General features: G+C 65.7%; 23 protein-coding genes. 10 read left to right on the top strand and 13 right to left on the bottom strand.

The genetic code is table 11. The annotated features are described in order from the left end of the window. Nucleotides 1-16: 16 nt before the first annotated feature. The 5 genes from B0G62_RS19990 (at nucleotide 17) to B0G62_RS19970 (ending at nucleotide 6,256) form a co-directional block, all read left to right on the top strand. Nucleotides 17-1,573, top strand: a complete 1,557-nt coding sequence (locus B0G62_RS19990; RefSeq protein ID WP_103705942.1) for an MFS transporter — start codon at nucleotides 17-19, stop codon at nucleotides 1,571-1,573. Between the two features lie 22 nt (nucleotides 1,574-1,595). Then, complete coding sequence (locus B0G62_RS19985) at nucleotides 1,596-2,432, top strand: M90 family metallopeptidase (RefSeq protein WP_103705941.1); 837 nt, start codon at nucleotides 1,596-1,598, stop codon at nucleotides 2,430-2,432. Nucleotides 2,433-2,579: 147 nt separating this feature from the next. After that, a complete protein-coding gene (locus B0G62_RS19980) occupies nucleotides 2,580-2,843 on the top strand; it encodes a type B 50S ribosomal protein L31 (protein ID WP_028224764.1) in 264 nt (87 codons plus the stop codon). Between the two features lie 276 nt (nucleotides 2,844-3,119). Next, entirely contained in the window at nucleotides 3,120-4,874 is a 1,755-nt protein-coding gene (locus B0G62_RS19975) for an ArnT family glycosyltransferase (protein ID WP_103705940.1), read from the top strand. Between the two features lie 14 nt (nucleotides 4,875-4,888). Next, complete coding sequence (locus B0G62_RS19970; RefSeq protein WP_244193313.1) at nucleotides 4,889-6,256, top strand: MATE family efflux transporter; 1,368 nt, start codon at nucleotides 4,889-4,891, stop codon at nucleotides 6,254-6,256. A gap of 88 nt (nucleotides 6,257-6,344) precedes the next feature. Here B0G62_RS19970 and lipA read toward each other — a convergent pair whose 3' ends face one another. From lipA to B0G62_RS19945, 5 genes are all read right to left on the bottom strand, one after another. Then, complete coding sequence (gene lipA, locus B0G62_RS19965) at nucleotides 6,345-7,349, bottom strand: lipoyl synthase (protein WP_407671217.1); 1,005 nt, start codon at nucleotides 7,347-7,349, stop codon at nucleotides 6,345-6,347. Nucleotides 7,350-7,351: 2 nt separating this feature from the next. After that, nucleotides 7,352-8,473, bottom strand: a complete 1,122-nt coding sequence (locus B0G62_RS19960) for an acetoin dehydrogenase dihydrolipoyllysine-residue acetyltransferase subunit (RefSeq protein ID WP_103705938.1) — start codon at nucleotides 8,471-8,473, stop codon at nucleotides 7,352-7,354. Nucleotides 8,474-8,477: 4 nt separating this feature from the next. Continuing rightward, nucleotides 8,478-9,482, bottom strand: a complete 1,005-nt coding sequence (locus B0G62_RS19955) for an alpha-ketoacid dehydrogenase subunit beta (protein WP_103705937.1) — start codon at nucleotides 9,480-9,482, stop codon at nucleotides 8,478-8,480. A gap of 46 nt (nucleotides 9,483-9,528) precedes the next feature. Then, nucleotides 9,529-10,506, bottom strand: coding sequence for a thiamine pyrophosphate-dependent dehydrogenase E1 component subunit alpha (locus tag B0G62_RS19950; RefSeq protein ID WP_103705936.1), 978 nt, complete (start codon nucleotides 10,504-10,506; stop codon nucleotides 9,529-9,531). Nucleotides 10,507-10,627: 121 nt separating this feature from the next. Beyond that, complete coding sequence (locus B0G62_RS19945) at nucleotides 10,628-11,710, bottom strand: ATP-NAD kinase family protein (protein WP_167401315.1); 1,083 nt, start codon at nucleotides 11,708-11,710, stop codon at nucleotides 10,628-10,630. Between the two features lie 468 nt (nucleotides 11,711-12,178). Here B0G62_RS19945 and B0G62_RS19940 point away from each other — a divergent pair, with 468 nt between their 5' ends. From B0G62_RS19940 to B0G62_RS19930, 3 genes are all read left to right on the top strand, one after another. Next, complete coding sequence (locus B0G62_RS19940; RefSeq protein WP_103705977.1) at nucleotides 12,179-14,161, top strand: sigma-54-dependent Fis family transcriptional regulator; 1,983 nt, start codon at nucleotides 12,179-12,181, stop codon at nucleotides 14,159-14,161. A 237-nt stretch (nucleotides 14,162-14,398) separates the two neighbouring features. Then, nucleotides 14,399-14,995 (top strand): ComEA family DNA-binding protein, encoded by a 597-nt coding sequence (locus B0G62_RS19935; protein WP_103705935.1) that lies wholly within the window; start codon nucleotides 14,399-14,401, stop codon nucleotides 14,993-14,995. Nucleotides 14,996-15,106: 111 nt separating this feature from the next. After that, nucleotides 15,107-15,547 carry a YidB family protein gene (locus tag B0G62_RS19930; protein ID WP_103705934.1) on the top strand — a complete coding sequence of 147 codons (441 nt, stop codon included), beginning with the start codon at nucleotides 15,107-15,109 and terminating at the stop codon, nucleotides 15,545-15,547. Nucleotides 15,548-15,657: 110 nt separating this feature from the next. Here the strand turns inward: B0G62_RS19930 and clpB are convergent, their stop codons facing one another. Together clpB and B0G62_RS19920 are read right to left on the bottom strand one after the other, a co-directional pair. Beyond that, complete coding sequence (gene clpB / locus B0G62_RS19925) at nucleotides 15,658-18,255, bottom strand: ATP-dependent chaperone ClpB (protein ID WP_103705933.1); 2,598 nt, start codon at nucleotides 18,253-18,255, stop codon at nucleotides 15,658-15,660. 193 nt (nucleotides 18,256-18,448) lie between these two features. Then, a complete protein-coding gene (locus B0G62_RS19920; protein ID WP_103705932.1) occupies nucleotides 18,449-18,973 on the bottom strand; it encodes an RrF2 family transcriptional regulator in 525 nt (174 codons plus the stop codon). 139 nt (nucleotides 18,974-19,112) lie between these two features. On the opposite strand from B0G62_RS19920, the gene B0G62_RS19915 reads away from it, so the two are divergent. Together B0G62_RS19915 and B0G62_RS19910 are read left to right on the top strand one after the other, a co-directional pair. Continuing rightward, complete coding sequence (locus B0G62_RS19915) at nucleotides 19,113-19,664, top strand: group III truncated hemoglobin (protein ID WP_103705931.1); 552 nt, start codon at nucleotides 19,113-19,115, stop codon at nucleotides 19,662-19,664. A gap of 295 nt (nucleotides 19,665-19,959) precedes the next feature. Beyond that, nucleotides 19,960-21,300, top strand: a complete 1,341-nt coding sequence (locus tag B0G62_RS19910; protein WP_103705930.1) for a M23 family metallopeptidase — start codon at nucleotides 19,960-19,962, stop codon at nucleotides 21,298-21,300. Between the two features lie 18 nt (nucleotides 21,301-21,318). On the opposite strand, the gene B0G62_RS19905 is transcribed toward B0G62_RS19910, so the two are convergent. From B0G62_RS19905 to thrC, 6 genes are all read right to left on the bottom strand, one after another. Then, on the bottom strand, nucleotides 21,319-22,683 hold the full coding sequence (locus B0G62_RS19905) for a HipA domain-containing protein (RefSeq protein WP_103705929.1): 1,365 nt from the start codon (nucleotides 22,681-22,683) through the stop codon (nucleotides 21,319-21,321). Then, nucleotides 22,683-23,006, bottom strand: coding sequence for a helix-turn-helix domain-containing protein (locus B0G62_RS19900; RefSeq protein ID WP_181315612.1), 324 nt, complete (start codon nucleotides 23,004-23,006; stop codon nucleotides 22,683-22,685). Before B0G62_RS19900 ends, B0G62_RS19905 begins: the two co-directional genes overlap by 1 nt. A 194-nt stretch (nucleotides 23,007-23,200) precedes the next feature. Next, nucleotides 23,201-23,680, bottom strand: a complete 480-nt coding sequence (locus B0G62_RS19895; protein WP_103705928.1) for a molybdenum cofactor biosynthesis protein MoaE — start codon at nucleotides 23,678-23,680, stop codon at nucleotides 23,201-23,203. A gap of 24 nt (nucleotides 23,681-23,704) precedes the next feature. Further along, entirely contained in the window at nucleotides 23,705-23,962 is a 258-nt protein-coding gene (gene moaD, locus B0G62_RS19890; protein ID WP_103705927.1) for a molybdopterin converting factor subunit 1, read from the bottom strand. Nucleotides 23,963-23,983: 21 nt separating this feature from the next. After that, nucleotides 23,984-25,204, bottom strand: coding sequence for a molybdopterin molybdotransferase MoeA (locus B0G62_RS19885; protein ID WP_103705926.1), 1,221 nt, complete (start codon nucleotides 25,202-25,204; stop codon nucleotides 23,984-23,986). Between the two features lie 251 nt (nucleotides 25,205-25,455). Further along, nucleotides 25,456-26,907, bottom strand: coding sequence for a threonine synthase (gene thrC, locus B0G62_RS19880; protein WP_103705925.1), 1,452 nt, complete (start codon nucleotides 26,905-26,907; stop codon nucleotides 25,456-25,458). Nucleotides 26,908-26,917 lie beyond the last annotated feature (10 nt).

Genomic DNA, 26,917 nt, shown 5'->3' with positions numbered 1-26,917 from the left:
ATGGAGGCGACGCCGAATGAGCACCGCTCCCACCCGCGCACCGCTTTTCAGCGCCGCGCGCCTGCGCGGCGACTTCTTTCCGTGGGTACTCGCGCTCGCGACCGGCCTCGACTACTACGACAACGCGATCTTTTCCTTCTTCACGAGCTACATCGCGGGCGGCATCAACGCATCGCCCGACGAACTCGTGTGGTCGTCCAGCACCTATGCCGTAGGCGCCGTGCTCGGCATCCTGCAGCAGCAATGGTGGGTCGAACGCGTCGGCTACCGCCGTTACGTGGCGGGCAGTCTGCTGTTCTATTCGGCGGGCGCGATGGCCGCGGCGCTCTGCGAGTCGTCGATCGAACTCGCCTCCGCGCGCGGCTTTCAGGGCTACTGCATCGGCCCGATGATGGGCACCTGCCGCATCCTGATCCAGAGCTCTTTCACGCCGCAGCAGCGCCCCGTCGCGACGCGTGCTTTCCTGATCCTGATCGTCCTGTCGAGCGCGCTTGCGCCGCTGCTGGGCGGCCTGCTGGTTTCGCATTTCGACTGGCGCGCGCTGTTCGCGTTTTGCGCGCCGGCTGGCGTCGTCTATGCGGTGCTGGCCCTGCTGGCGCTCCCCGATTCCGGTCTGGTCGCGCCCGAGGCGCGCGGCGACACGCACGTCTGGCCCTACGTCATCTTCGCGTTCGCGCAAGCGGCCTTGCAAATCGCCATGCAGCAGGTGCGCTTCGAGCTGTTCAGCGGCTCGCCCGGCATCGTGCTGCTCACGGTCGCGGGCATGGCGGCGCTCGCGTGGTTCGTGTGGCACCAGTGGCATCATCCGAAGCCGCTCATGAGCCTGCACGCGTTTCGCGAAAAACCGTTCCGCGTCGGCTTGCTGCTCTACATGCTCTACTACTATCTGACGACGGCGCTGAGCTACCTGGTCTCGCGTCTTCTGGAGGGTGGCCTGAACTATCCGGTCGAGAACGCCGGGCGTCTGACCGGCGTGACCTCGCTGATCTCGGCCACCGCGCTGTTCCTCTATTTCCGCTATTCGAAGTACGTCACGCACAAGAAGTGGATCATCGTGCCGGGCTTCGCCCTCGCGGCGTTCATTGCGTTCTGGATGACGCGCCTCACGCCCGACACGAGCGAAAGCTGGCTGATTTTCCCGCTGCTGCTGCGCGGCCTGCTGCTGCTCTTCATCGTGCTGCCCGTCGCCAATCTGACGTTCCGCGTGTTCGCCATCGAGGAATATACCCACGGTTACCGTTTGAAAAATGTCATGCGTCAATTGACGATGTCGTTCGCGACCAGCACGGTTATCATCCTTGAGCAGCACCGGCTGGCGCTGCATCAGACCCGGCTCGCCGAATTCGTGAGCCCGCTCAACCCGATCTTCCAGAACACTTACGCGACGCTCGTGCATGCCTTCGAAGGACTCGGCCGCTCGCCCGGCGAAGCGCAAGGACTGGCGATCGCGCAGATCAGCAGGACGGTCGCGCAGCAGGCCAGTTTCCTGAGTTCGCTCGACGGGTTCTATTTCCTGATCGGCGTGGCCGTCGTCGGCGGCGTGTTCGCCGCGTGGCAAAAGCAGATCGACTGAACAACGCGCACAACGTAAATCGATGCTTTCGAAACTGACCCACTGGTTCGACACGCGCCGCCGCGAAAAGGCATTGCGCACTTATGCGATCGACCATGCGCTCTGGCAGGCGACGCTCGCCGGGCTGCCGTTTCTCGCCTATCTCGACGCCGCCGATCTCGTGCGTCTGCGCGAACTCACGAGCCTTTTTCTCGCGCAGAAGGAATTCACCACGGCGCACGACCTGGAGCTGACCGACCGGATTGCCGTGGCGATCGCGGTGCAAGCGTCGCTGCCGGTGCTCAACCTCTCGCTCGATCTCTATAAAGGCTGGGTCGGCGTGACGGTCTATCCCGGCGAATTCATCATCCGCAAGACCGTCGAGGACGAGGACGGCGTGGTTCACGAAGTCGAGCACGACGCGAGCGGCGAGGCGTGGGAAGGCGGCCCGGTGCTGCTGTCGTGGGAAGACGCGCAGATGACCGATGGCGGCGACGCGTATAACGTCGTGATCCACGAGTTCGCGCACAAGATCGACATGCTCAATGGCGAAGCCGATGGCCATCCGCCCCTTTTTCGACGCTGGCATGCGCCGCTCGATGCACAGGCCTGGGCGGACGTGTTCGACAACGCCTACGACCAGTTCTGCGACAAGGTGGACGCCGTGCCAGAGCGCCGCTGGGCGCGCTTCGAGCGCGATTCGCTGATCGATCCCTATGCCGCCGATCATCCGTCCGAGTTCTTCGCGGTCTGCAGCGAGGCGCTGTTCGTCAAGCCGCAGGCGTTCGAAGCCGAATATCCGGAGCTTTACCGCTTGCTTGCGCGCTATTACCGTCAGGACCCCGCGCGCGTGGGCGTACTGGCGGCCCCGGACTCGTGAAAAATCGCCAACCGGCTGATTTTCTGGCATAATCGCCGTTTTTCGACCTTGGGCAAGTGGCTCGCGCCTGATTTCGGGCAAGAGCGCCGGTACTGCATAGGGCAGCCGGGCTCGCGGGTTGGCTACCGTCAGATTTAAGGAATCATCATGAAAGAAGGCATTCACCCGGATTACCGCGAAGTTCTGTTCATCGACGTTTCGAACGACTTCCGTTTCGTGACGCGCTCGACGATCCAGACGCGCGAAACCGCAGAATTCAACGGCAAGACCTACCCGCTCGCAAAGATCGAAGTCTCGTCGGAATCGCACCCGTTCTACACGGGCACGCAGAAGATCATGGACACGGCTGGCCGCGTCGAGAAGTTCAACAAGAAGTTCGGCGCACGCGCCACGGGCAAGGCAACGAAGTAAATCTTCGCTGTGCCGGCTTAGGTGCCGGTCCCACACAGAAAGGGCAGCATACGCTGCCCTTTTTTGTTGCCCGCGCTTCCCGTTCATCGCGACGCACCCATGTACCACCGGCGCTCCGGCGTTTCATTGCGTTCGCACCCAGCCTGCGCCGTGACGCGCGCAGGCGCGCCCGGCTAGAATGCCGGATGCTCCCGACCGGGCGCAGGCACGTCAATCGCGGCGAGTCCTTGCCTTGACGTTGCCCGCCGGTCCGCTTACCCGATTCCCTCGTACTGCATGAAGCCTGCCATTCGCCTGACCGCCTCCGCCACCAGCGCCCTGCCGCGCTGGCTGCTGCTGACCATCACCATCGTCTTCGCTTCGTTCGGCCTGTTCGGCCGCGATCCGTGGAAGAACGAGGATGCGGCGGGTTTCGGCGTGATGTGGACGATGGCCGGCGGCACCTCGCACGACTGGCTGCTGCCGAACCTCGTCGGCAAATACGTGACGGAGAACGGCCCGCTGGGCTACTGGCTCGGCGCGCTGTGCATCCGCCTCTTTGCGCCGTGGGTGGACGCGAGCAATGCCTCGCGCATCGCCACGGGCCTGCTGTTCTGCTTCGCCTGTGCTTTCGTCTGGTACAGCGCCTATTTGCTTGGCCGGCGCGCCGAAGTGCAGCCGTTCAAGTACGCCTTCGGCGGCGAGCCCGAGCCGCGCGACTACGGCCGCACGCTGGCGGACGGCGCCCTGCTCGTTCTGCTCGCCTGCTTCGGCCTTGCCGAACGCGGCCACGAAACCACGCCGCAGCTGATGCAGTTCCTCGGCATCGCCATGCTCGTCTACGGCCTCGTGCGCGCCATCGACAAACCCGTCCAGGGCGCTGTCTGGTGGGGCGCGGCGCTGGGCGTCGTGATGCTGTCGAGCGGTCCGGTGCTGGTGGGCGCCCTGCTCATCGGTACGCTCGCGATGCTCGCCATCGCGCCCGAGACGCGCTCGCGCTGGCTGCTGGTGGCCGGCCTGCCGGTGGCGATCGTGATCGGCTTCTCGTGGCCGCTGATCGCGCTGCACACCTATCCCGACGATGCCGTGTGGTTCATCAACCAATGGGCTCGCACCAACGTCAATGCGTTCGCGGGGCCGCCGGGCACGGTGCTGCGCTATGCCGCCAAGAACCTGCCGCTGTTCACCTGGCCCGCGTGGCCGCTCGCGATCTGGGCGTGGGTGAGCTGGGCCGGCCTGCGCCGCGCGCCGCACATCGCGATTCCGCTGTCGGTGATCGTGCCGCTCCTGATCCTCGTGGTCGTGCAGAGCCACGAAACCAATCGCCTCTTCATGCTGGTGCTGCCCGCGCTGTCGGTGCTCGCGACCTTCGCGCTGCCGACGCTCAAGCGCGGCGCGATCAACGCCATCGACTGGTTCGCGGTGCTGAGCTTCACGATCCTCGGCACCTTCGTGTGGCTCGTCTGGCTCGCGGGCATGACCGGCTTCCCGGCGCCGCTCGCGCGCAATCTCGCGCGTCTCGTGCCGGGCTTCGCACCGCAGTTCAAGATTTTGTCCTTCGTCTGCGCGGTGGGCGTGACGCTGTGCTGGATGGCGCTCGTGCAATGGCGCGTGGCGCGTCATCCGAAGGTCCTCTGGCGCAGCGTCGTGCTGTCGAGCGGCGGCACCACGCTGATGTGGGTCCTGCTGATGACGCTCTGGCTGCCCGTCGTCAACTACAGCCGCACGTATAAGGACGTCGCCCAGCAGATCTCGGCGCACCTCCCCGCCGACTATCAGTGCATTTCGCCGGTGCGCCTCGGCGACGCGCAGATCGCCACCTTCGCCTATTTCGGCAAGATGCACTTCTCGTTCGACGAGGACTGCGACGTGATCCTGCGTCAGGATACCCAGGACTACGGCGAACCCAGCTCGATGTCGAACTTCGTCTGGAAGCTGGTCTGGGAAGGCCGCCGCGCCGCCGACCGCGACGAGCGCTTCCGTCTCTACGTGCGCATCGACCGCCCGCAGCCGCCGCTCAAGAAGCGCGTATGGCGCAAGCGCCCCGATTGACGATTGAGGCCGCGGTGACGACAACCCTCCTCGGCGATGTGCGGCGCATCGCCGGCCTTGCGTGGCCGGTGCTGGTCGGGCAGCTTGCGATCATCGCGTTCGGCGTGATCGACACGGCGATGGTGGGCCGCTATTCGGCGCTCGACCTCGCCGCGCTGGGGCTCGGGTCGTCGATCTATGTGTCGGTCTATATCGGCCTCACGGGCATCCTCTCGGCGCTGCAGCCGGTCGCCGCGCAACTCTACGGCGCGCGCAAGGATGCCGAGATCGGAGAGGAAGTGCGCCAGGCCTTCTGGCTCGCGCTCGTGCTGATGGTGATCGGCTTCGTGATTCTCTACTTCCCCGGCCCGCTGCTCGATCTTGCGCGCGCGCCCGAAGCGCTGCGCGATCGCACCATTGGCTATCTGCGGCTGCTGTCGTTCGGGCTACCCGCAAGCCTTGCGTTCCGCATCTATAGCTCGCTGTCCAATGCGGTCGGCCGCCCACGCCTCGTGATGTTCCTGCAGGTGGGCGCGCTCGCGATCAAGGTGCCGCTCAATACGTGGCTGATCTTCGGCGGCCTTGGCGTGCCCGCGCTGGGCGGCCCCGGCTGCGCGCTCGCCAGCACGTCGATCAACTGGGCGCTCGCGCTGTGCGCGGCCTTCGCGTTCACGCGCATCGATGTGTTCGCGCCGTTCGAAATCTTCCGGCACTTCTGCTGGCCGGTCTGGAAGCGCCAGGCGGAACTGCTCAAGCTCGGCATTCCGATGGGGCTGTCGTATCTCATCGAGGTGACCTCCTACACCTTCATGGCGATCTTCATCGCGCGTCTGGGCACGACGACGCTCGCGGGGCACCAGATCGCCGGCAATATGGGCGCGGTGCTCTATATGACGCCGCTGTCGATCGGCGTGGCGACGTCGACGCTGGTGGCGCAGGCGCTGGGCGGCGGCCGTCCCGCCGAAGCGCGCACGCTCGCGCGTCATGGCGTGATGACGGCGGTGGCGATCGCCTGCTGCTACGGCGCGATCGTGTTCGTGCTGCGACCGCTCATCATCAGCGGCTATACGCCCGATCCCGCCGTGGCGGTGGCGGCGATGCCGCTCGTCGCGATCGTGACGGTCTATCACGTCTTCGACGCGCTGCAGATCACGACCGCGTTCGCGCTGCGCGCCTACAAGGTCGCCGTGGTGCCGACGCTCATCTACGCGATCGCCCTCTGGGGTGTGGGTCTGGGCGGCGGCTATGCGCTCGGCTTCGACGTGTTCGGCACCCTGCCCGGCTGGGCAACCGGCGCGCGCGGCTTCTGGCTCGCCAACGCGGCAAGTCTCGTGATCGCGGGCGCGGGCCTGATCGTTTATCTGTCGCGGGTCAGCACGCGCTATCTGCGAGCCGAAGGTTGAGCGAGGTTCGAAGGTCGGGCGCGCTGCGCGCGCCTTCTTGCAAGTGCAGGCGCCGCTGGCTGTTAGTTGCAGAATAGACAGAGGACCATCAGACCTCCGCGCGCGCTGCCTCCGCTGTCTGCGCCGCATGATACGAAGACCGCACGAGCGGCCCCGCCACGACTTCCCGAAACCCCATCGCCAGTCCCGCCTCACGCAGCGCCGCGAACTCGTCTGGATGCAGATAACGCCGCACCGGCAGGTGATAGCGCGAAGACGCGAGATACTGCCCGATCGTCAGCACCTCGACGCCATGCTCGCGCAGATCGCCCAGCGTCGCCCGCAACTCCTCATCGGTTTCGCCCAACCCCACCATCAGCCCTGACTTCGTGACGAGCGCCGAATGCGCCTGCTTCGCACGCGCGAGCAGATCGAGCGAGCCGCGATAGTCCGCGCCCGGCCGCGCCGCGCGATAAAGCGACGGCACCGTCTCGATGTTGTGATTGAACACATCGGGCCACGCGGCCGACAGCGCATCGAGCGCCCGCTCGATGCGGCCACGAAAATCCGGCGTCAGGATCTCGACGCCGATACCCGGTACGCGCTTGCGCACCTGCTCGATACACTGCGCGAAATGCGCCGCGCCGCCATCGCGCAGATCGTCGCGATCGACCGACGTAATGACGACATGCCGCAGACCGAGCGCCGCGACCGCCGCCGCCAGATGCTCGGGTTCGTCAGCGTCGAGCGGCTCGGGCCGCCCGTGCGCGACATCGCAGAACGGACAGCGCCGCGTGCACAGGCCGCCCATGATCATGAACGTGGCCGTGCGCTGCGCAAAGCATTCGCCGATGTTCGGGCACATCGCCTCCTCGCAGACCGAATGCAGCCGATGCTCGCGCAGTACCTTGGCGACCTCCTCGATCGTCGTACTCATGAGTGGGCGCGCGCGCAACCAGGGCGGTTTAGGCAGCGCCCCGCCCGCCGGCGCGGGCACGATCTTCACCGGAATACGCGCGAGTTTCTCGCGGCTGCGCAGGCCGTGCTGGCCGAGCGCGGTGTCGCCGGGCAATGCAATATCGGACGCCACGACTTCAGACACGGCCACGCTCATCGTCAGTCTCCCGACTCGAAAAAGGCCTTGAGCAGGCGGTTGACCTCGGCGGCGGCCTCCATCTGCACCATATGCCCCTTGCCCGCGATCACCTCGACGCTCACCGTGGGCGCGAGGCCCTGTGCGTGTTTCGCCGGAATGATCTGATCGGTCTCGCCCCACACCACGAGCACCTTTGGCGCGAGCGTCGACAGCCGGTCGCGAAACACGCGCCGCTGCGCGCCGCCTTCGAACGCCTGCGAGGAAATAGCGCGCAGCGCGTCCTGCACGCCTTCGAGCCGCTTGTACTTCACGAGGTCCTCGACGAGTTGGCGCGTCACCAGCGCGGGATCGGCGAACAGCTTCGTCACATGCGGCTTGAGCGCGTTGCGGTTTGCCGCCGCGACGAAGCCCTCGATATACGCGCCGTCGATCTCGTCACCGAGACCCGCGCTCGCAATCAACGCCAGCGACGCGACGCGCGCAGGCGCGCTTTCTGCCACCGCCATCGCCACCGCACCGCCCAGCGAGTGCCCGACGAGATGCGCGCGCCCAATCTCCTGCGCATCGAGAAACGCCATCACGCTTCGCGCGAGTTCATCGAGCGCGCCGCTCTCCACCGCCTTGCCCGACTCGCCGTGCCCCGGCAGATCGAGCGCCCAAACGGTGCGCCCGGCGGCCAGATCGGCGTGGTTGAAGAGCCAGTTGTTGAGATCGCCGCCGAAGCCGTGAATCAGCACGACGGGCGTTGCGCTACCTTCGCCGAGCTTCAGCCAGCGCACTGTGCGCCCGCCAATCTGCGCTTTTTCCGGTTGCGGCCCGGCATCCGCCTCGCCCGCTTTCGCAGGGACGAAATCGCGCTGGAACTCGCTTACCGCGGCGTCTATTTCGGCATCCGAAGTTTCGGCATCGGCGACCACGCCCAGCAGCGCGCCCACCGGCAGCGTGTCGCCCTCCTGCGCGATCTGCCGCCGCAAAATGCCTTCGAACGCGCATTCGACGCCCGAGGCGATCTTGTCCGATTCGACGTCGAGCAATTCCTCGCCCTTCGTGACCTTGTCGCCTGGCGATTTGAGCCAGCCGTTCACCTGGCCCTGCTCCATCGACAAGCCCCATTTGGGCATCGTGATCATGTGGATCGGCATAACGTCAGCTCCTGGCGGCGCGCGCGGCTTCGGCGATCTGATCCGCCGAGGGGATATAGAGGTCTTCGAGCGAAGCCGCGAACGGGACAGGCGTATGCGGCGCCGTCACCATGCCGACCGGCGCCTTGAGATCGCGAAACGCCTTGCTGGCGACCAGCGCCGCGATATCCGTGGCGATCGAGCAGCGCGGATTGGCCTCGTCCACCACCACGACGCGGCCCGTGCGCCGCACGCTCTCCAGAATGGTTTCCTCGTCGAGCGGCGAGGTCGTGCGCAGGTCGATCACGTCGGCTTCGATCCCTTCCTTCGCGAGCTTTTGCGCCGCGTCGAGCGCGTAATGCACCATGCGCCCGTAGGTGACGAGCGTGACGTCGTCGCCGTCGCGCACGATGTTCGCTTCGCCGAACGGAATCGAATACGACTCCTCAGGCACGTCGCCTTCCATCGTGTAGAGCAGCTTGTGCTCGCAGAAGATCACGGGATCGTTATCGCGGATCGCCTCGATCATGAGGCCCTTCGCGTCATAAGGCGTGGCCGGGCACACGACCTTGAGGCCCGGAATATGCGTGAAAAGCGAGGTCAGCATCTGCGAGTGCTGCGCCGCCGCGCGCAGGCCCGCGCCGTACATCGTGCGGATCACGACGGGCGTGACCGCCTTGCCGCCGAACATATAGCGAAACTTCGCGGCCTGATTGAAGATCTGATCGAAGCACACGCCCATGAAATCGATGAACATCAGCTCCGCAACCGGTCGCAGGCCGCACGCCGCCGCGCCCACCGCCGTGCCGATAAAGCCACCTTCCGAGAGCGGCGTATCGAGCACGCGCCCCGGGAACTTGCCGTAAAGCCCCTTCGTCACGCCGAGCACGCCGCCCCACGCGTCCTGCTCGCCGGGCGCACCCGCGCCGCCCGCGTTGTCTTCGCCCATCACGATCACGCTGTCGTCGCGCGACATTTCCTGGGCAAGCGCCTCGTTGATCGCCTGCGAATAGGTAATTTTCCGTGCCATTTCCGTCTCCTTGATCTGGAATCCTGATGATTGACCGGCAATGCGTTCAGGGATACGACACGTACACGTCGGTGAGCAGCGCTTCGGGTGCGGGCAACGGCGCGGCTTTCGCTTTGGCCACGGCATCGTCGATCAACGCTTTGACTTCGGCGTCGACCTTGCGCAGGTCATCGGTGCTCGCCAGCTCCGCGCGCACCACGCGCTCTTCGAAGCGCTTCAGGCAATCCTTTTCCTCGCGCAGCTTCTGCACTTCGCCGGGTGCGCGATAGGTCTGCGCATCGCCTTCGAAGTGGCCGAAATAGCGCGAAAGCTTCATTTCCACGAGCGTCGGCCCGCCGCCGCTGCGCGCCCGCGCGATCGCTTCGCCCAGCGCCTCGTGAACGGCGAAGAAGTCGAAGCCATCGACGATCACGCCCGGCATGCCGAAGCCATTGGCGCGGTCGGCGATGTTATCGGCGGCGACCGACCACGTGGACGAGGTGGCTTCCGCGTAGCCGTTGTTCTCGGCGACGAAAATCACCGGCAGGCGCCAGACCGAAGCCAGATTCATCGATTCGAAAATCACGCCCTGATTCGAGGCGCCGTCGCCAAAAAAGCACACGCCCACGCCGCCGGTTTTCTTGTGCTTCGCAGCGAGCGCCGCGCCGCAGGTCAGCGGACCGCCCGCGCCGACGATGCCGTTCGCGCCCAGCATGCCCTTCGAGAGATCGGCGATATGCATCGAGCCGCCCTTGCCGCGGCACGAGCCGGTCTCGCGACCGTAGATCTCGGCCATCATCTCGCGCACGTCCACGCCCTTGGCGATGCAATGGCCGTGGCCGCGGTGCGTCGTGGCCACATAATCGGCATCGTTCAGATGACTCATGACGCCGACCGCCGACGCCTCCTCGCCCGCATAGAGGTGCACGAAGCCGGGAATCTCGCCGGTCGCGAATTCGACGTGCAAGCGCTCTTCGAATTCCCGGATCGTGCGCATCGAGCGATACGCCTTGAGCAACTGCTCCTTGTTCAACTGGCCTGACATGGTTGTCTCCTGTCGATAAGACACTGTGTATGCCTGCAGCACTGCAACCGGCGGCGTCAGTGGAAAGTGAAGCCGCCGTCCACTTCCATGCTGATGTCTCCTTTCGTTGGGTTATGTGGGGTTATGAGAGGCGCGGCGCGGTGAGCCACTGCGCCTCGCGCAACAACTGATGGGAAGCCGCGTAACGCAGCGTGCGCGCGACATCGACGGTCAGCGGGCCGTGCCAGTCGAGGGAGACTTCGTAACGGTCGCCGCGCGCCGGTTCGATCTCGCGCTCACCGTCGAAGGCGAGCGTGCCGTGGCCCGCGTCGAGGGGCAGCGCCATACCGGCTTCAAGGCGCTGGCAGGTCAGCATCCTCACGCGTTCGATGCGGCCCGGCGCGATGGGAGCGATCAGCGGCACGCCCTCTTCTGTGTTCGTGTTAGAGAGGCTGAATGTCATGTGCAGGCCATGCGAGGCGTCGCGCCCCACCGGCGCCCACGCGCCGCCAATCGAAGCGAGCCCGATGCCGTCAGGCGGCGCAAAGGCAAGAAATAACGATTCGATGTCCGAACTATCTGAAATGGCCCGCGCACCGATGAAAGGCTGGCGCGACACGCAGATATCGACCAGCGCGATCTCTTCGCGGCCAAGGCTCGCGCCTTCCACGCAGCGCGCCACCAGCCGCTTGTTGCGCACGAGCGCGGTTTCGGCGGGCACCGCGCCGGTCGCGACGAGCGCGCCGGCCAGGCCCGCCACCGTGGCCTCGCGCAGTTCGGGAAAAGCGTTATTGGTGCCGGTGGATAACGCGACGAGGGGTGTCGTGCCGCAATGCGCGGCCACGGCGCGATGAGTGCCGTCACCGCCTAGCACGGCGATCAGCGCGACCTGTTCGCGGATCATGTGGGCGACGCCCGCGTGCGTATCGGCGACGCTGTCGCTGACGGGCAGATCGACGAATTCGACCGCCGGCCAGCGCGCGTGAGGATCGACCGCAGCATGCGTCTGCAGCGCGCGCAGCACCAGCGCGGCCACGCCCGTGCGATCGCGCAAGGTAAGCACGCGCTCCACGCCCAGCGCGCCGAGACCGGCCAGCAGGCGCACAACCATGTTGGCCTTTTCCGCCGTCGGAAAAACCGAGGCATGAGTGGTGAGGCGGCGAATATCGCGGCCCGAAGCCGGGTTCGCGATCACGCCTACAGTCACGGGCGTCGTCACGGGCATTGTCTCCTGTCCACGCGGCGCGGTTGCGCGCGGGGACTTGTGATGGCGGCGCGTTTGCTCCGGTACCGCAGCTTTTTCGCGCCTTGATTGCCTGCACTCTCTGCAAGCGTTATGCCAACGGTGCGGAAGCGGAGGTGTTGATCGGTTGAAGGCTTTTGCCGTGGGCGTTTGCGGGGAATGGACCTAAAGCGCCGCCAGGACGGTGGCAGGCGCGGCGGCGTCTCACGAGACCGGGCGGCGCGCGACGCACACTGACACGGTTATCCGCCGAACGTCGAAAAGCCCCGCCAGGTGGGCTTTTCGCGCGCACGAGCCGCGTCTCACCGGCATCGCGAGACGCATTGAGACGATCGTCTCACCCGTTTCGCGTGCTGCGCTGCGGTGTGATTGCGCGCCGCGAATGTGCTACAAAAGATCGCGCCGCCCGCCGCGCCCGATCTTGAACGTCCCGAACGTCTGGAATCGCTCATGCCCTACGCACTCGCTCCCACCCGGCACGCCGAACGCGTGCGCGGCGCCGTCGAAGGCCGCCTGCCCGCGCCGTCCGACTCGCCGCGTCTCGTGTCGTCGTGGCAGCGCTCGTTCGAGCGCTATCAGCTCGATCCTGGCTCGGTGATCGGCCCGCGCGTGCTGAGCGCCGCCGAGCTACGCGAGATCCGCGATCGCGAGGAAGCCTTCCTGCGCGCGTCCGGCCAGTGCCTGACCCGTCTGCACGAGACCGTGCGCGACGCCGATTACTGCGTGATGCTCACCGACGCGCACGGCGTCACCATCGATTCCCGCATCGACCGCGAGCGCCGCAACGACTTCAAGCACGCGGGCCTCTACGTCGGTTCGTGCTGGTCGGAGAGCGAGGAAGGCACCTGCGGCATCGCCAGCGTGCTGACCGATCTCGCGCCGATCACGGTGCACAAGACCGATCACTTCCGCGCGGCGTTCACGACGCTCACCTGCAGCGCCGCGCCGATCTTCGCGCCGGGCGGCGAATTGATCGGCGTGCTCGACGCGTCGGCCGTGCAGTCGCCCGACAATCGCGACAGTCAGCGCATCGTCAATCAGCTCGTGCGCCAGAGCGCGACGCTCATCGAGGACGGCTACTTTCTGCATCGCACCTCGGCGTGCTGGATTCTGTTCGGGCATCAGAACCGCAATTACGTCGAGGCCCAACCCGAATTGCTGATCGCCTTCGACGAGAACGGCAACGTGATGGCCGCGAACCGGCGCGCGCGAGAATGCATCGCGGGCCTCGACGCGCCGCGCCATATCGACGAGATCTTCGATTCCTCGCACGTGCAGTTGCGCGATATCGGCCGCATCGAAGCGATCGCGGCGCTGCGCCTGCGCGCGAGCGGCGCGATGCTCTACGCGCGCATCCGTGCACCGCTCGGACGGCTCGCCTCGCCGGGCCAGCACGGCGCGACGCCGCTGCGCGATACGCGCTCGACACACCACGCGCACCACGACGATGCGCACGAACACAGCGCGCTCGGCCCGTTTCTGCGCAGCGCCGATGCGCGCGTCGCCGACAACGCCCGCATCGCCCAGCGCGTGGCGGGCAAGCGGCTGCCGGTGCTGCTGCTCGGCGAAACGGGTGCGGGCAAGGAAGTGTTCGCGCGCGCGATCCACGACTCGGGGCCGCGCCGCAGCCGGCCGTTCGTGGCCGTGAATTGCGGCGCGTTGCCGGAATCGCTGATCGAGAGCGAGCTGTTCGGCTATGCGCCGGGGGCGTTTACGGGTGCGCGGCGTCATGGCGCGCGCGGCAAGATCGCCATGGCCGATGGCGGCACGCTCTTTCTCGATGAAATCGGCGACATGCCGCTCGCCTTGCAGACGCGCCTGCTGCGCGTGCTCGCGGAAGGCGAAGTGCTGCCGCTGGGCGGCGAAGCGCCCACGCATGTCGATCTTGAGGTGATCTGCGCGACGCACCGCGATCTCGCGCGCATGGTGGCCGAGGGGAGCTTTCGCGACGATCTCTACTATCGCCTGTGCGGCGCCGTGCTGACGCTGCCGCCGCTGCGCGAGCGACGCGACATCGCCACGCTGATCGACACGGTGTTCGCCGAGGAAGCGCAGGCGGCGGGCCGTCCGCTCGCGCTCGATGCGGCGCTCGCGGCGCGCCTGGCTACGTTTGCGTGGCCCGGTAATCTGCGGCAGTTGCGCAATGCCATGCGCTACGCATGTGCGGTATGCGATACGGTGCGCGTGGAGGCGCGGCATCTGAGCGCCGATCTGGCGGCGCAATTGCCGCTGCCGCTGCCAGAGCGGCGGGAGGCACGGCCAGACGCCGCGCGCACCATCGAAAACGAAGCCGACGAACGCGCGCGCATTGTGGCCGCGCTGGTGGCGCATCGCTGGCGTCCCAATGCGGCGGCGGCCGCGCTCGGCGTCTCGCGCGCGACGCTTTATCGGCGTGTGGCAAAGCTCGGCATCGTCGGACCACATCGAGCCTGAGCGGCGCGCAAAACGACGCACCATCGGGATACATGCTTGAGCAGCGCTCCCGCTGCAGGAATGCACAGAAGTATTAAATATTGTGCGGTGCGATTGTATTGCCTTGAAACCGTCGGTATAAATCGACGGCTTGCGTCCACGGATAAGCCAACTGTCCTATCCTTGTAGCGCAGCATCATCGACTGGATGCGTCGTCCGTTCCCGGCTAACCGAAATGCCCTCAATGGAGTGCCTGCCATGCTCAAAAAGCTGCTGATGCTGTTCCTCGCGATTGGGTTCTCACTGTCCGCCGCGCTCGCCGTGGCTGCCGTCGAAGTCAACAGCGCCGACGAAACCGCGCTCGAATCGGTCAAGGGCATCGGCCCGGCCCACGCCAAGGCGATCATCGACGAGCGCAGCAAAAACGGCCCGTTCAAGGACGCCGACGATCTGGTGAACCGCGTCAAGGGCATCGGTCCGAAGTCGGTGCAGAACCTTGAAGCCGCCGGCCTGACGATCAACGGTTCGTCGGCGCCGCCCGCGGGCAAGCCTGCCACGACGTCGAAGAGCAGCAAGAGCACGGCTGCGGCGCCCGCGGCCACGCCGGGCACGGCGCCCAACCCCGCGACCACGGTGGCGCAGACACCGGCCGCCACGACCGCGCCGCAAGCCGCGTCTGACGCGAAGGCCAGCAAGTCGAAGCGCAAGAGCAAGAAGGCCGACGCCGCCGCGAGCGCAGCCGATGCGGGCACCGCTGCATCCGCGCCGGGCGCGGCTTCGGACACGAAAGCCAAAAAAGGTAAAAAGTCGAAGAAGAACAAGGCCGCTTCGGATGCGGCCGCATCGGGTGCCTGAGGTTTCCCGCCCCCCCTGATTCCCTGATTCCCCGCGCATATTTCACGATACTGCGCACCGCCCCGCTACCGGCCGTGGCCACCGCCACGGCCATTATTCAGAGAGATTCTCATGAGCCTGTTAGATACCCTCGGTTCCCTGCTCGGTTCGTCGCAACAGCAACAAGGCGGCGGCCAGGCCCAACTCCTCGCCGTCGCGATGGAATTCGTCAACAACCAGCCGGGCGGCCTGAACGGCCTGATCCAGAAGTTCGAGCAAGGCGGTCTCGGCGACGTCGTGCAATCGTGGGTCGGTAACGGCGAGAATCAGTCGGTCTCGCCCGACCAGTTGCACAACGTGCTGGGCTCCGACGTGGTGTCGGGCCTCGCGCAGAAAGTCGGCATGGACCCAAGCCAGGTAAGCGGCCTTCTCGCGCAGGTGCTGCCGCATATCGTCAATGCGGGCACGCCGACCGGCGAAGTGCCGCAAGGCGGCCAGATCAACGGCGAAAGCGTGCTGGGCACGCTCGGCGGCCTGGCATCGCTGCTCGGCGGCGGCAACAAGCAGGCCTGAGCGCACCGCAGCGCACTGAAGCGCCCATGAAAAAAGGGCTCCCCGCATGATGGGGAGCCCTTTGCGTTTGCAACGATGCGAGCCTTCCGGCCCGCACCCCGCCATCGCGTTTAGTGCACGACGCGTTCGAACACGAGCTTGCCGTCCTGCACCTCGACGGGAATCACGTCCTTCGGCCCGAACTTGCCCGCGAGGATCAGCTTGGCGACCGGATTCTCGATCTCCTGCTGGATCGCGCGCTTGAGCGGCCGGGCGCCGAACAGCGGGTCGTAGCCGACGTCCGCGATCTTGCCGAGCGCCGCGTCCGACACCACCAGTTCCATGTCGAGCTTTTCCAGACGCTCGCGCAGACGCTGCAACTGGATCTTCGCGATCGACTCGATGTTGTCCTTGCCGAGCGCATGGAACACCACGACTTCATCGATCCGGTTCAGGAATTCGGGGCGGAACTGCAGCTTCACCTCGCCCCACACCGCTTCCTTGATCGCTTCCTGCGGCTCGCCCGCCATCGACTGGATCAGATGCGAGCCGAGGTTCGACGTCATCACGATCACCGTGTTCTTGAAGTCGACGGTGCGGCCCTGGCCATCGGTCATGCGGCCGTCGTCGAGCACCTGCAGCAGCACGTTGAATACGTCCGGGTGAGCCTTTTCGACTTCGTCGAGCAGGATCACGCTATACGGCTTGCGGCGCACGGCCTCGGTCAGATAGCCGCCTTCCTCGTAGCCCACGTAGCCCGGCGGCGCGCCGATCAACCGCGCGACGCTGTGCTTCTCCATGAACTCGCTCATGTCGATGCGGATGAGATGGTCCTCCGAATCGAACAGGAAGCTGGCGAGCGCCTTGCACAGCTCGGTCTTGCCCACGCCCGTCGGCCCGAGGAACAGGAACGAGCCATACGGCTTGTTCGGGTCCGCGAGACCGGCGCGCGAGCGGCGGATCGCATCGGCGACAGCAACGATCGCCTCGTCCTGGCCGACCACGCGTTCATGCAGCTTGTCTTCGATCAGCAGCAGCTTTTCGCGCTCGCCCTGCATCATGCGCGACACCGGAATGCCGGTCGAACGCGACACCACTTCCGCGATTTCCTCGGCGCCTACCTGCGTGCGCAGCAGGCGATGGCGCGTCGGGTTGTTCTGCTCGCTCGCTTCGGCCTGCGCGACCTGCCGGAGTTGCGCTTCGAGCTGCGGCAGCTTGCCGTACTGCAGTTCCGCGACCTTTTCGAGCTTGCCGTCGCGCTGGAATTTCGTGATCTCGGCGCGCACGCGGTCGATCTCTTCCTTGATCTGCGCGCTGCCCTGCACGGCCGCTTTTTCCGCCGTCCAGATTTCTTCGAGATCCTTATATTCGAGGCTCAGGCGATCGATCTCCTCCTCGATCAGCTGCAGACGCTTCTGCGACGCTTCGTCCTTTTCCTTCTTGACGGCTTCGCGCTCGATCTTCAACTGGATCAAACGGCGGTCGAGCTTGTCCATCTCTTCCGGCTTCGAGTCGATTTCCATCTTGATCTTCGAAGCGGCTTCGTCGATCAGATCGATGGCCTTGTCCGGCAGGAAACGATCCGTGATGTAGCGATGCGAGAGTTCCGCCGCCGCGACGATGGCCGGGTCCGTGATCTCCACGCCGTGGTGCAGTTCGTACTTTTCCTGCAGACCGCGCAGGATCGCGATGGTCGCCTCGACCGACGGTTCATCGACGAGCACCTTCTGGAAGCGGCGTTCGAGCGCGGCATCCTTTTCGATGTACTTGCGATACTCGTCGAGCGTGGTCGCGCCGATGCAGTGCAGCTCGCCGCGCGAGAGCGCCGGCTTGAGCATGTTGCCCGCATCCATCGCGCCTTCGGCCTTGCCCGCGCCCACCATGGTGTGGATTTCGTCGATGAAGACGATGGTCTGGCCTTCGTCCTTGGCGATGTCGCTGAGCACCGCCTTCAGGCGCTCTTCGAATTCGCCGCGATACTTCGCGCCCGCGAGCAGCGCCGCCATGTCGAGCGAAAGCACGCGCTTGCCTTTGAGCGTCTCCGGCACTTCGCCGTTGACGATGCGCTGCGCGAGACCTTCGACGATGGCCGTCTTGCCGACGCCCGGCTCGCCGATCAGCACCGGATTGTTCTTGGTGCGGCGTTGCAGGATCTGGATCGAGCGACGGATTTCGTCGTCGCGGCCGATCACGGGATCGAGCTTGCCGGCGCGCGCGCGCTCCGTCAGATCGACCGTGTACTTCTTGAGCGCCTCGCGCTGGCTTTCGGCGTCCTGGCTATGCACCTGCGCGCCGCCACGCACGGCGACGATCGCGGATTCCAGCGCCTTGCGCGTCAAGCCGTTCTTGCGCGCGATTTGACCGGCATCACCCTTGTCGTCGGCGACCGCCAGCAGGAACATCTCGCTCGCGATGTAGGTGTCGTTGAGCTTTTGCGCTTCCTTGTCGGCCTGATTGAGCAGGCCCGTGAGCTCGCGGCCCACTTGCACGTTGCCATCCGTGCCCTGCACCTGCGGCAGACGGTTGATGGCGTCGTTGAGCGCGTTCTGGAGCGCCTGCACCTGCACACCGGCGCGCGACATCAGCGAGCGCGCGGAGCCGTCCTGTTGCGCGACGAGCGCCGCCAGCAGGTGGACCGGCTCGATGTATTGATTGTCGTGGCCGACCGCAAGACTTTGCGCGTCGGCGAGTGCTTCCTGAAACTTGGTGGTGAGTTTGTCGATTCTCATTTGAAGCGAGACCTCCAGAATTTTTAACTGTCACCAAATCTAAGGGGTCCTGCGCCATTTTCAAGCGCCGATCGCGTCATTTTTTCCGATTTTTACGACAGACGTAGGCAAGCGGCACCAGCCTGGGCGAAACATGGCATTCACACTGCGCCGCAGCTGAGGGAAAAAGATGGGTGTGTCTCGTGGCGCGCGCTCAATGCTCGCGCGATGGCGTGCGCCGTGCAACGGTTCCGGCGAGTCCGGTTGGCCCGGCGGCATCCGGCATGAACTTGATCGGCACGAGACCAAGCAGGCCGGTCAACCCGGCCGCCGGTTGCGCCAGCTCGCCGATGGTGTGGCGGTCGAGTTCGCCGAGAAACGCATCGCGCGCCGCCGCCAGCGCATGCTTGAGGCGGCACTGCGGCTCTATGACGCACTGGCGGCGCTCACCCTGCTCGTCCGGAAAGCAGCCGACCAGCGCGAAATCGCTCTCGGTCTGGCGCACCACGGCGCCGACGCTCAGCGCCAGCGAGTTCGGCGCGAGACGCAGGCCGCCGTTGCGCCCGCGCACGGTATCGACCCAGCCCAGTTCGCCCAGGCGTTGCACCACCTTCATCAGATGGTTCTTCGAGATGCCATAAGCATCCGAAATGTCCTGGATCGTCGACAGGCCGTCGCGGCGCAAGGCGAGATACAGCATCACGCGCAGCGAGTAGTCGGTGTAATCGGTCAGTCTCATGGCGGCAGGGCGCTGGACAGGGCCAGGAATGCTGAGGTGGAAGGCGTACATTAACATGCAAGCGGCATGCACGTTTTAGCCTGGCCGGGTATCATAATCCGTTCACCGCTTCACTCGGGCCGCGCCCGCAGGCACCCTCATGAATCACCCCGACACCCGCGCCGCCCGCGTGCGGCACCCCACCCCCACCGAAGACAACATCCGCGAACTCGTCTACGCGTTCTACGACCGTGTGCGCGCCGATACCCTGCTCGGCCCGGTCTTCGACGGCGCGCTGGCGGGCCGCTGGGACGAGCATCTGCCGAAGATGTGCCGCTTCTGGTCGAGCCTCGTGCTCGGCAGCAAGTCTTATCGCGGTAATGTGCAGCAGGCGCACGAGCCGGTTCCCGGCATCGAGCCGAAGCACTTCAGCCACTGGCTCTATCTGTTTCTCGACACGGTGCAAGCGCACTACGAACCCGCCGCAGCCGTCCAGTTCATGGAACCGGCGCTGCGGATCGCGCAGAGCCTGCAATTGAGCCGCTTCGGCTGGGACTACACGATTCCGCCCGAACAGCAGTCGCTGCTCGATACGATCGCGCCCCGGCGCCATCCCGCAGGTCAGGGTCATGATCTGCCCGAACGCCCCGCTGGCGAACCGTTTCCGGCCAGAATCGTCGGCCGCTCGATGGATCAGGACGAAGCCGTTTGAGTTAAATCGCCACCCGCCCGGTGTGGCTCGATTGAATCGGCTGTTAGTTGCAATACATCTCCACTCTGCCCCCGTTTTATGCGCATAAGGTCGAGCACCTGCACGCGCGCGCCCGCCATTCGAACTCGTTCTACAGATTCCCCTGAGGCGGATTCGTAAAATTTCTTCATCGCTCGTTGGGCTGCGCGGCGCGATGACTGGATACCCGATCCCCACACCGCGCCGCTGCCATGCATCGACACGCATGGCCGCTCTTGCCCGCGCCTTTTCTTTTTTCTGATCGTGAGATTCCGACGTGACCGCTTTTCACTCACTCCTCGCGCGCGGGCAGGACATTTCGACGGCGGCAAAGTTGCCGGTCAAACGCAAGACGCTCTGCGGCGTTGTTGCACTGTTGGCCTTGTGCGCGAGCGCGACGTCCGTGCCCGGCGCCCATGCTGCCGTTTCGACGGCATTCAGCTACGGTCCGGCCTTCGAGCGCGCCCCGCTTGCTCAAGACGTGACCTTGCCGGGCGCGCCGCCCGTGACTTCCTTCGATGCCATCTGGCCGTCGCTACGTGACGTCGACGGCGTATTTGCCCAGCCATTCGCGCAACGTAGCGATATCGCCACGTTCGGCGCGCGCGTGTCATCTGACGAGATCGCGCCCGGCACCGTCTGCTCGCGCCTCGCCTCGATGTGTTTGCCGCTCGCCGATTTACACGACGAACAGACGGCTGATGGTTCGAGCGCACATAAGTGGTTTGGCCACGTGACCTCGCTGCAGACGATCGACGGCTACGACCTGCCCACCCCGGCCGTCCAGGCAGCAGCCGGCCCGATTGACACAACCCTGCGGGAATCGCTCGAACACGCGGGCTTGCCCGCCAGCGTCACCGCGCAGATCGCGAGCCTTTTCGCGGGCCATGTGGATCCCGATGCCCGCGCCCAGGCGGGAGACACGTTTCGCGTCATGCTGGACTCGGCCGATGGCCCCGGTACGCCGCGCGTCGCCTCCATCGAGCTGCGCCTGCAAGGCGAAACCTATGACGCGCTGTGGTTCACCCCGCCAGGAGCTGCGCATGGTGCGTACTACACGCTCGACGGGGCGTTGCTCGCCGGCAGGCCGTTTTCGATGCCGCTGGACTATCGGCGCGTAAGTTCGCCGTTCGGCATGCGTACGCATCCGGTGTTTGGCGAGCCGCGCTTTCATGAAGGCGTCGATCTGACCGCGCCCGCCGGCACGCCGATTTACGCCGCCGCTACAGGCACGCTCGAACTGGCCGCCAGCGAACGGGGTTACGGCAAGCTGGTCGTGCTGCGTCACGACAGCGGTTATTCGACTCGCTACGCGCATCTGGCGTCGTGGGCTGTCGGGCTGAAGTCCGGGCAGCGTATCGAGCAGGGTCAAGTGATCGGCTACGTCGGCCGCACGGGTGTCACGACCGGAGCGCACCTGCATTTCGAGGTGCGACACAACGACGAGCCGCTCGATCCCCTGACGCTGACGTCGCACGAGTTCGTCGCGCCGTTGGGCGGCACTGCGCGAATGGCTTTCGAAGCCCGTGTCGAAGCCGCCCGCACGAGCCTGGCCGCATTGCCGCAGCCAGCCAGCCGGATGGCGTCGATCATGACCCCGAGGCGCTTCATCGGCTAGCGTCGCCCGGCTGAGCGCTCACAACCGCTTGCGATCGACCTTGGGCACTTCGGGCGCCATCTTCAGTAGCCGGGCAGCCTGGGTGTCGATAAAGCGCGTGACGCTCTCCAGCAACGCGCGCTCGTCGCCCACATAGAGGTCGCTACGCGCAAGTTCGGGCGCGAGCGCGCGCGCAGCCAGCGCCAGTCGAACCAGTTCGCGTGCCAGGTAACGCGGCTGCACGCCGGTGCGCTGCGCAAAGCTCGCCAGTTCGAACGGCGTGATCTCTTCGAGGCGGAAGGCGTCGCCATAGCCCATCGCCATCTCCTGCTCCACCATCTCGCCGTAGGCGTTCACGCTGACCAGATCGTAGAGCGGCGCCGGCGCAAGCCCGCCACGTTCCATGAAAAACGACAGATTCTTGCCGTGCGCGTCGCTATTGCCGATCAACAACTGGAAAATCGCCCAGCGCGTCAGGAACGTGCGCGCCACGGCCGGCGTGACGAAAGCCGGTGCCAGCGCGAAGAGCTTCGCGAAGCTCACCCCTTCCCGAATCGCGCGCACGTCCTTGGTATTGCCGAAGTTGCGCTCGTACTTGAACGACACGGGCAGATCGAGCGCCTGGCATCCGTCGATCACATGCAGTCGCCGCACGGCGTCCACGCGGTCTGCGTCGTCCTCTGCACGCGTGACACGGCGATCGAAGCGCTCGATCAGCAGGATCGGCTCGGGAATGCGGCGCAGCGTCACCGGCGCGGCGGGCAGCCCCATCCGCGCCGCGAGTGTCATGCAGAAGTGCTCGTTGGCGACCATGTACGGCGTGCCCGGGTTGCGCGACTCGGGCTTGAGGATGTGCGTCGAACTGAGCGCACCGCCCTCGACGAGCGACAACTGGCGACCCTCCACCAATACCTGTAGCTTGTCCTGATAGCCCGCTACCGAGAGCCGCACGCGTTTGTCCCAGACTGGAAACGGAACCGTGTCGCGGTCGCGAATGCGTTCGGTCAGTTCTTCCTCGCCAACGACGCGACGGGCATCGCCGCCCGGTGCGGGCGGGTCGTTCGTCAGCCGTGCCTCCTCACCCGCAGCAAGAAAGCTCAGCGCGCCAACCGGCTCCTGGCCAAGCATACGGATCAGCCCGTAGATGTTGTCCTTCGAGATCTGATACACGATGGACGCCACGTCGAGCGCGCGCCCCTCGGGCAGCAGGTTGCCGATGAAACGCTGGAGTGTGCCGGTCGGCGGCCCTTCGCCGTTAAGGCCGATATGCGGTGAAAGCGGGAAGGCATCGCGCCGGGCTCGCCAGTCGTCGGCATAGCTGAAGTCGTAGCGGTCCTCGCGCGGCTCGAAGCCGAGCGAGCCGACCGCTTCGCCATGCGTGCTGACATGCAGGAAATGGCGCATCAGCGGCGCTCCGCTGCGGAGTCGTCTGCCGGTTCGTCTACTTTCTGCGCGGCCATCTGGTCCAGCACATCCGAGGCGTCGCCGCGCGGCAGCACCAGCAGGCTGAGGCCAAACCCGTCGAGAATCAGAAAAAGCTTGTCGAGACCAATCGGTCGGCCGTTCTCCAGCCGAGAAAGCACGTCTTTCGAGACGCCGAGCTGATCGGCGGCATCATCGATGCGCAGCGCACTCTGCGCGCGCCGGTTGCGCACGAGCAGACCCAACGCCGCCAGCGTGGGCGCACTGGGGGCGAGTTTGACGGGTTGCGGGAGAACGCGGGCCATAGTTCTAATATTCCAGGAATAATGACGGAACGCGCCGCGCCTGGCAGCATAATTCCGAATATATCAGAATTATGTGTCCAAACGCTCCTGAACGCCGATTAAACCTTAAATATCGGAACTATCAACCCAAAAACAGCGGGAGGGTCGATAATTCCGCAATACCTGAACTATCAACCCCAAAGAACAGACGACGCTCAAGCCTCATCAGCCGCATTGCCCGATTTCACACCCCAGCGAGCCAGCGCCGCATCGTCGCTCGTGCGCGCATCGACCCAGCGCGCGCCGTGTTCGGTCGCTTCCTTCTTCCAGAACGGCGCTTCGGTCTTGAGGTAGTCCATCACGAACTCGCACGATGCAAACGCATCGCCGCGATGCTTCGAGGTGGTCGCCACCAGCACGATCTGGTCGAGCGGCGCGAGCTTGCCCACCCGATGCACGATCAGCACCTCGATGCCCGGCCAGCGTTGCTGCGCCTGCGTCACGATCGCTTCGAGCGCTTTCTCGGTCATACCCGGATAGTGCTCGAGTTCCATGCCCGCGACGCTGCTGCCGTCGTTGAGATCGCGCACGGTACCGACAAAGCACGCCACCGCGCCGATCGATGGATTGTGCGCACGTAACTGCGCGACTTCGGTGCTCAAGTCGAAATCTTCGGTCTGCACGCGTACAGGCATGGTCGAATTCCTCCTTGTGCCGGCTCAGCCGCCCGTCACCGGCGGGAAGAACGCCACTTCGCAGCCGTCGGTGATGCGCGTGGTGGGTTCGGTCATGACATGGTTGCAGGCCATGCGCAGCGCGCGGCCTTCGGCCAGCGTTTCGGCCCAGACGCCGCCGCGCGCGCGCAGCCAGCCGCGCACGTCGCCCACCGTGGCGATGCCGTCGGGCAGCACGGCGGTTTCATCGGCGACGCCCAGCGCTTCGCGCACGCTCGCAAAAAACTTCAGTTGAATCTTCATGGATCGAGACCTGGGGAGGCTTTAGTACAGCAATTCGGTGAACGGGATGAAACGCACGGTCTCTCCCGCGCTGATCGCGTGATTGGGCGGATTGTCGATGATGCCGTCGCCCCAGACGGTCGAAGTCAGCACCGCCGAACTTTGGTTCGAGAACAGGTCGAGACCGCCCGCCGGATTCACGCGCGCCCGCAGGAATTCGTTGCGGCGGTCGGCCTTGTTCTGGCTGAAGTCGGCGCGCAGCGAGAGCGCGCGCGGGCTGACCTGCGCCACGCCCGCCAGCCGCAGCAGGAACGGCCGTACGAACAGCAGGAAAGTCACGAAACTCGACACCGGGTTGCCCGGCAGGCCGATGAAAAACGCCTCGCCGTCCAGGTCGCTACCTTGTGGCCGGCGCACGGCGCCAAAAGCGAGCGGCTTGCCCGGCTTCATCGCGATCTGCCACATGTCGATACGGCCTTCGGCTTCCACGGCGGGTTTGACGTGATCTTCCTCGCCCACCGAGACACCGCCCGAAGTCAGGATCAGGTCATGCGTGGCGGCTGCGGCACGCAGCGTCTCGCGCGTGACGTCGAGCCGGTCGGGCACGATGCCGTAGTCCGTCACCTCGCAGCCGAGGTTGCGCAGCAGCCCCGTCAGGGTGAAGCGGTTCGAGTTGTAGATCGCACCCGGCTTGAGCGGCTCGCCCGGCATCGTCAGTTCGTCGCCGGTGAAAAACACCGCCACTTTCACGCGGCGCGTGACCGTGAGCGCCGCACAGCCGACCGAGGCCGCCAGCCCCAGCGCCGCGGGCGACAGACGCGTGCCGGCCGGCAGGATCACCGAATCCTTCTTGATGTCCGCGCCCTGCGCCGTGATCCACTCGCCCGCTTTCGGGTTGTGCAGAATCGTCACTTCGCCGTCGGCGCTTTCGGTCTGTTCCTGCATGACCACGGCATCGGCGCCCGGGGGCACCGACGCGCCCGTGAAAATGCGCGCGGCCGTCCCGGCGGCGAGCGGCTGCGGCGCGTGACCGGCCGCAATGCGCTGCGAGACCGGCAGACGGCGCCCGCCGCCCGCGAGATCGGCCACGCGTACGGCGTAGCCGTCCATCGCGCTCGTGTTCATGGGCGGCACGTCGAGCGGCGAAACCACTTCGGCCGCCAGCACGCGGTTGAGCGCGTCGAAGGTCGATAGCGTTTCAGTCCGGGCGAGCGGCGTGGCCGCGGCCAGCAGGGTCGCCAGCGCGTCGGCGGTCGAAATCATCGGCACGCGCGGAGCCGGTGCGGCAGAAGGAATATTGGGCGTGGACATGAGTGGGGATGGTGGCCAGGCGCGCGGCAGCAGGCGTGCATCAGGCACTCAAGCGCGCGCCATCGACAGTGATGGTCTGTCGTTATTGTAGCGGCGGGGACGCGGCATCGCAGCCTCTCCCCCGGCCCCTCTCCCTCGGGAGAGGGGAGCAAGGTCACCCTCTCCTGGGGGAGAGGGCCGGGGTGAGGGAAAATGGCGCCTGCTTACAGGCCCGTATGGCCGGCAATGTAGTCCTTCACTCGCTGGGCGTCGGCCGGCACCACTTCGAAGCGCTGCGGCAGCGCCTCCAGGCCTTCGAACGCAGCGGGCCGCTCCGGCTCGCGCTCCAACGCCTCGCGAATCGTCTCGCCGAACTTCACCGGCTGCGCCGTTTCCAGCACGATCATCGGCACGCCCGGCTGCAGATGCTCGCGCGCCACCTTCACGCCGTCGGCGGTATGGGTGTCGATCATCGTCTTGTAGCGCGTGTAGACGTTGCGGATCGTGGCGATACGGTCGTCGTGGCTGCTGCGGCCCGAGACGAAGCCGAATTGCTGCACGCGCACAAAGTCGCCGCTCGCCGCCAGATCGAAGCCGCCCTTTTCCTCCACGTCGCGGAACAACTGCGTCACGCGCGCCGGATCGCGGCCCAGCAGGTCATAGACAAAGCGCTCGAAGTTCGACGCCTTCGAGATGTCCATGCTCGGGCTGGTCGTGTGATACGTCTCCGCCGAGGCGCGCACGCGGTAGATGCCGGTGCGGAAGAACTCGTCGAGCACGTCGTTCTCGTTGGTGGCCACCACGAGCTTTTCGATCGGCAGGCCCATCATGCGCGCGATATGGCCCGCGCACACATTGCCGAAGTTGCCCGAGGGGACCGTGAACGAGACACGTTCGTCGTTGCTCTTCGTCGCCGCGAAGTAGCCCGCGAAGTAGTACACGACCTGGGCCACGACGCGCGCCCAGTTGATCGAGTTGACCGTGCCGATCTTCTGCTGCGCCTTGTACGCGTGATCGTTCGAGACAGCCTTGACGATGTCCTGGCAGTCGTCGAACACGCCCTCCACGGCCAGGTTGAAGATGTTCGGGTCTTGCAGGCTGAACATCTGCGCCGTCTGGAACGCGCTCATCTTCTTGTGCGGCGAGAGCATGAACACGCGCACGCCCTGCTTGCCGCGCATCGCGTATTCGGCGGCGCTGCCCGTGTCGCCCGAAGTCGCGCCCAGGATGTTCAACTGCTGGCCGGCCTTCGCGAGCGCGTACTCGAACAGGTTGCCGAGCAACTGCATCGCCATGTCCTTGAACGCGAGCGTCGGGCCGTTGGAGAGTTCGAGCAGCGAGAGCTTCGCGCCGTTTTCCTCGCCGAGCGTGGTCAGCGGCGTGATCTTGCTGGCGTCCTCGCCGTGACGCACGTTGCAGTACGTCGCGGCGGTGTAGGTGCGGCGCGTGATGTCGCGCAGGTCATCGGCGGGAATGTCGCCGGCGAACTTCGAGAGGATTTCGAACGCGAGATCCGCGTACGACAGCCCGCGCCAGCGCGCAAGCTCTTCCTGGCCGATCTGCGGGTATTCGGCGGGCAGATAGAGGCCGCCGTCGCGCGCGAGGCCGCCCAGCAGAATGTCCGAAAACGAATGGTGCTCGCCGGCGCCGGCGCCGCGCGTGGATACGTAATTCATTGCGTTGTGC

The organism is Paraburkholderia eburnea, from assembly GCF_002917095.1.
Taxonomy (GTDB): domain Bacteria; phylum Pseudomonadota; class Gammaproteobacteria; order Burkholderiales; family Burkholderiaceae; genus Paraburkholderia; species Paraburkholderia eburnea.
This window is presented reverse-complemented; position numbering and strand designations above follow the sequence as displayed.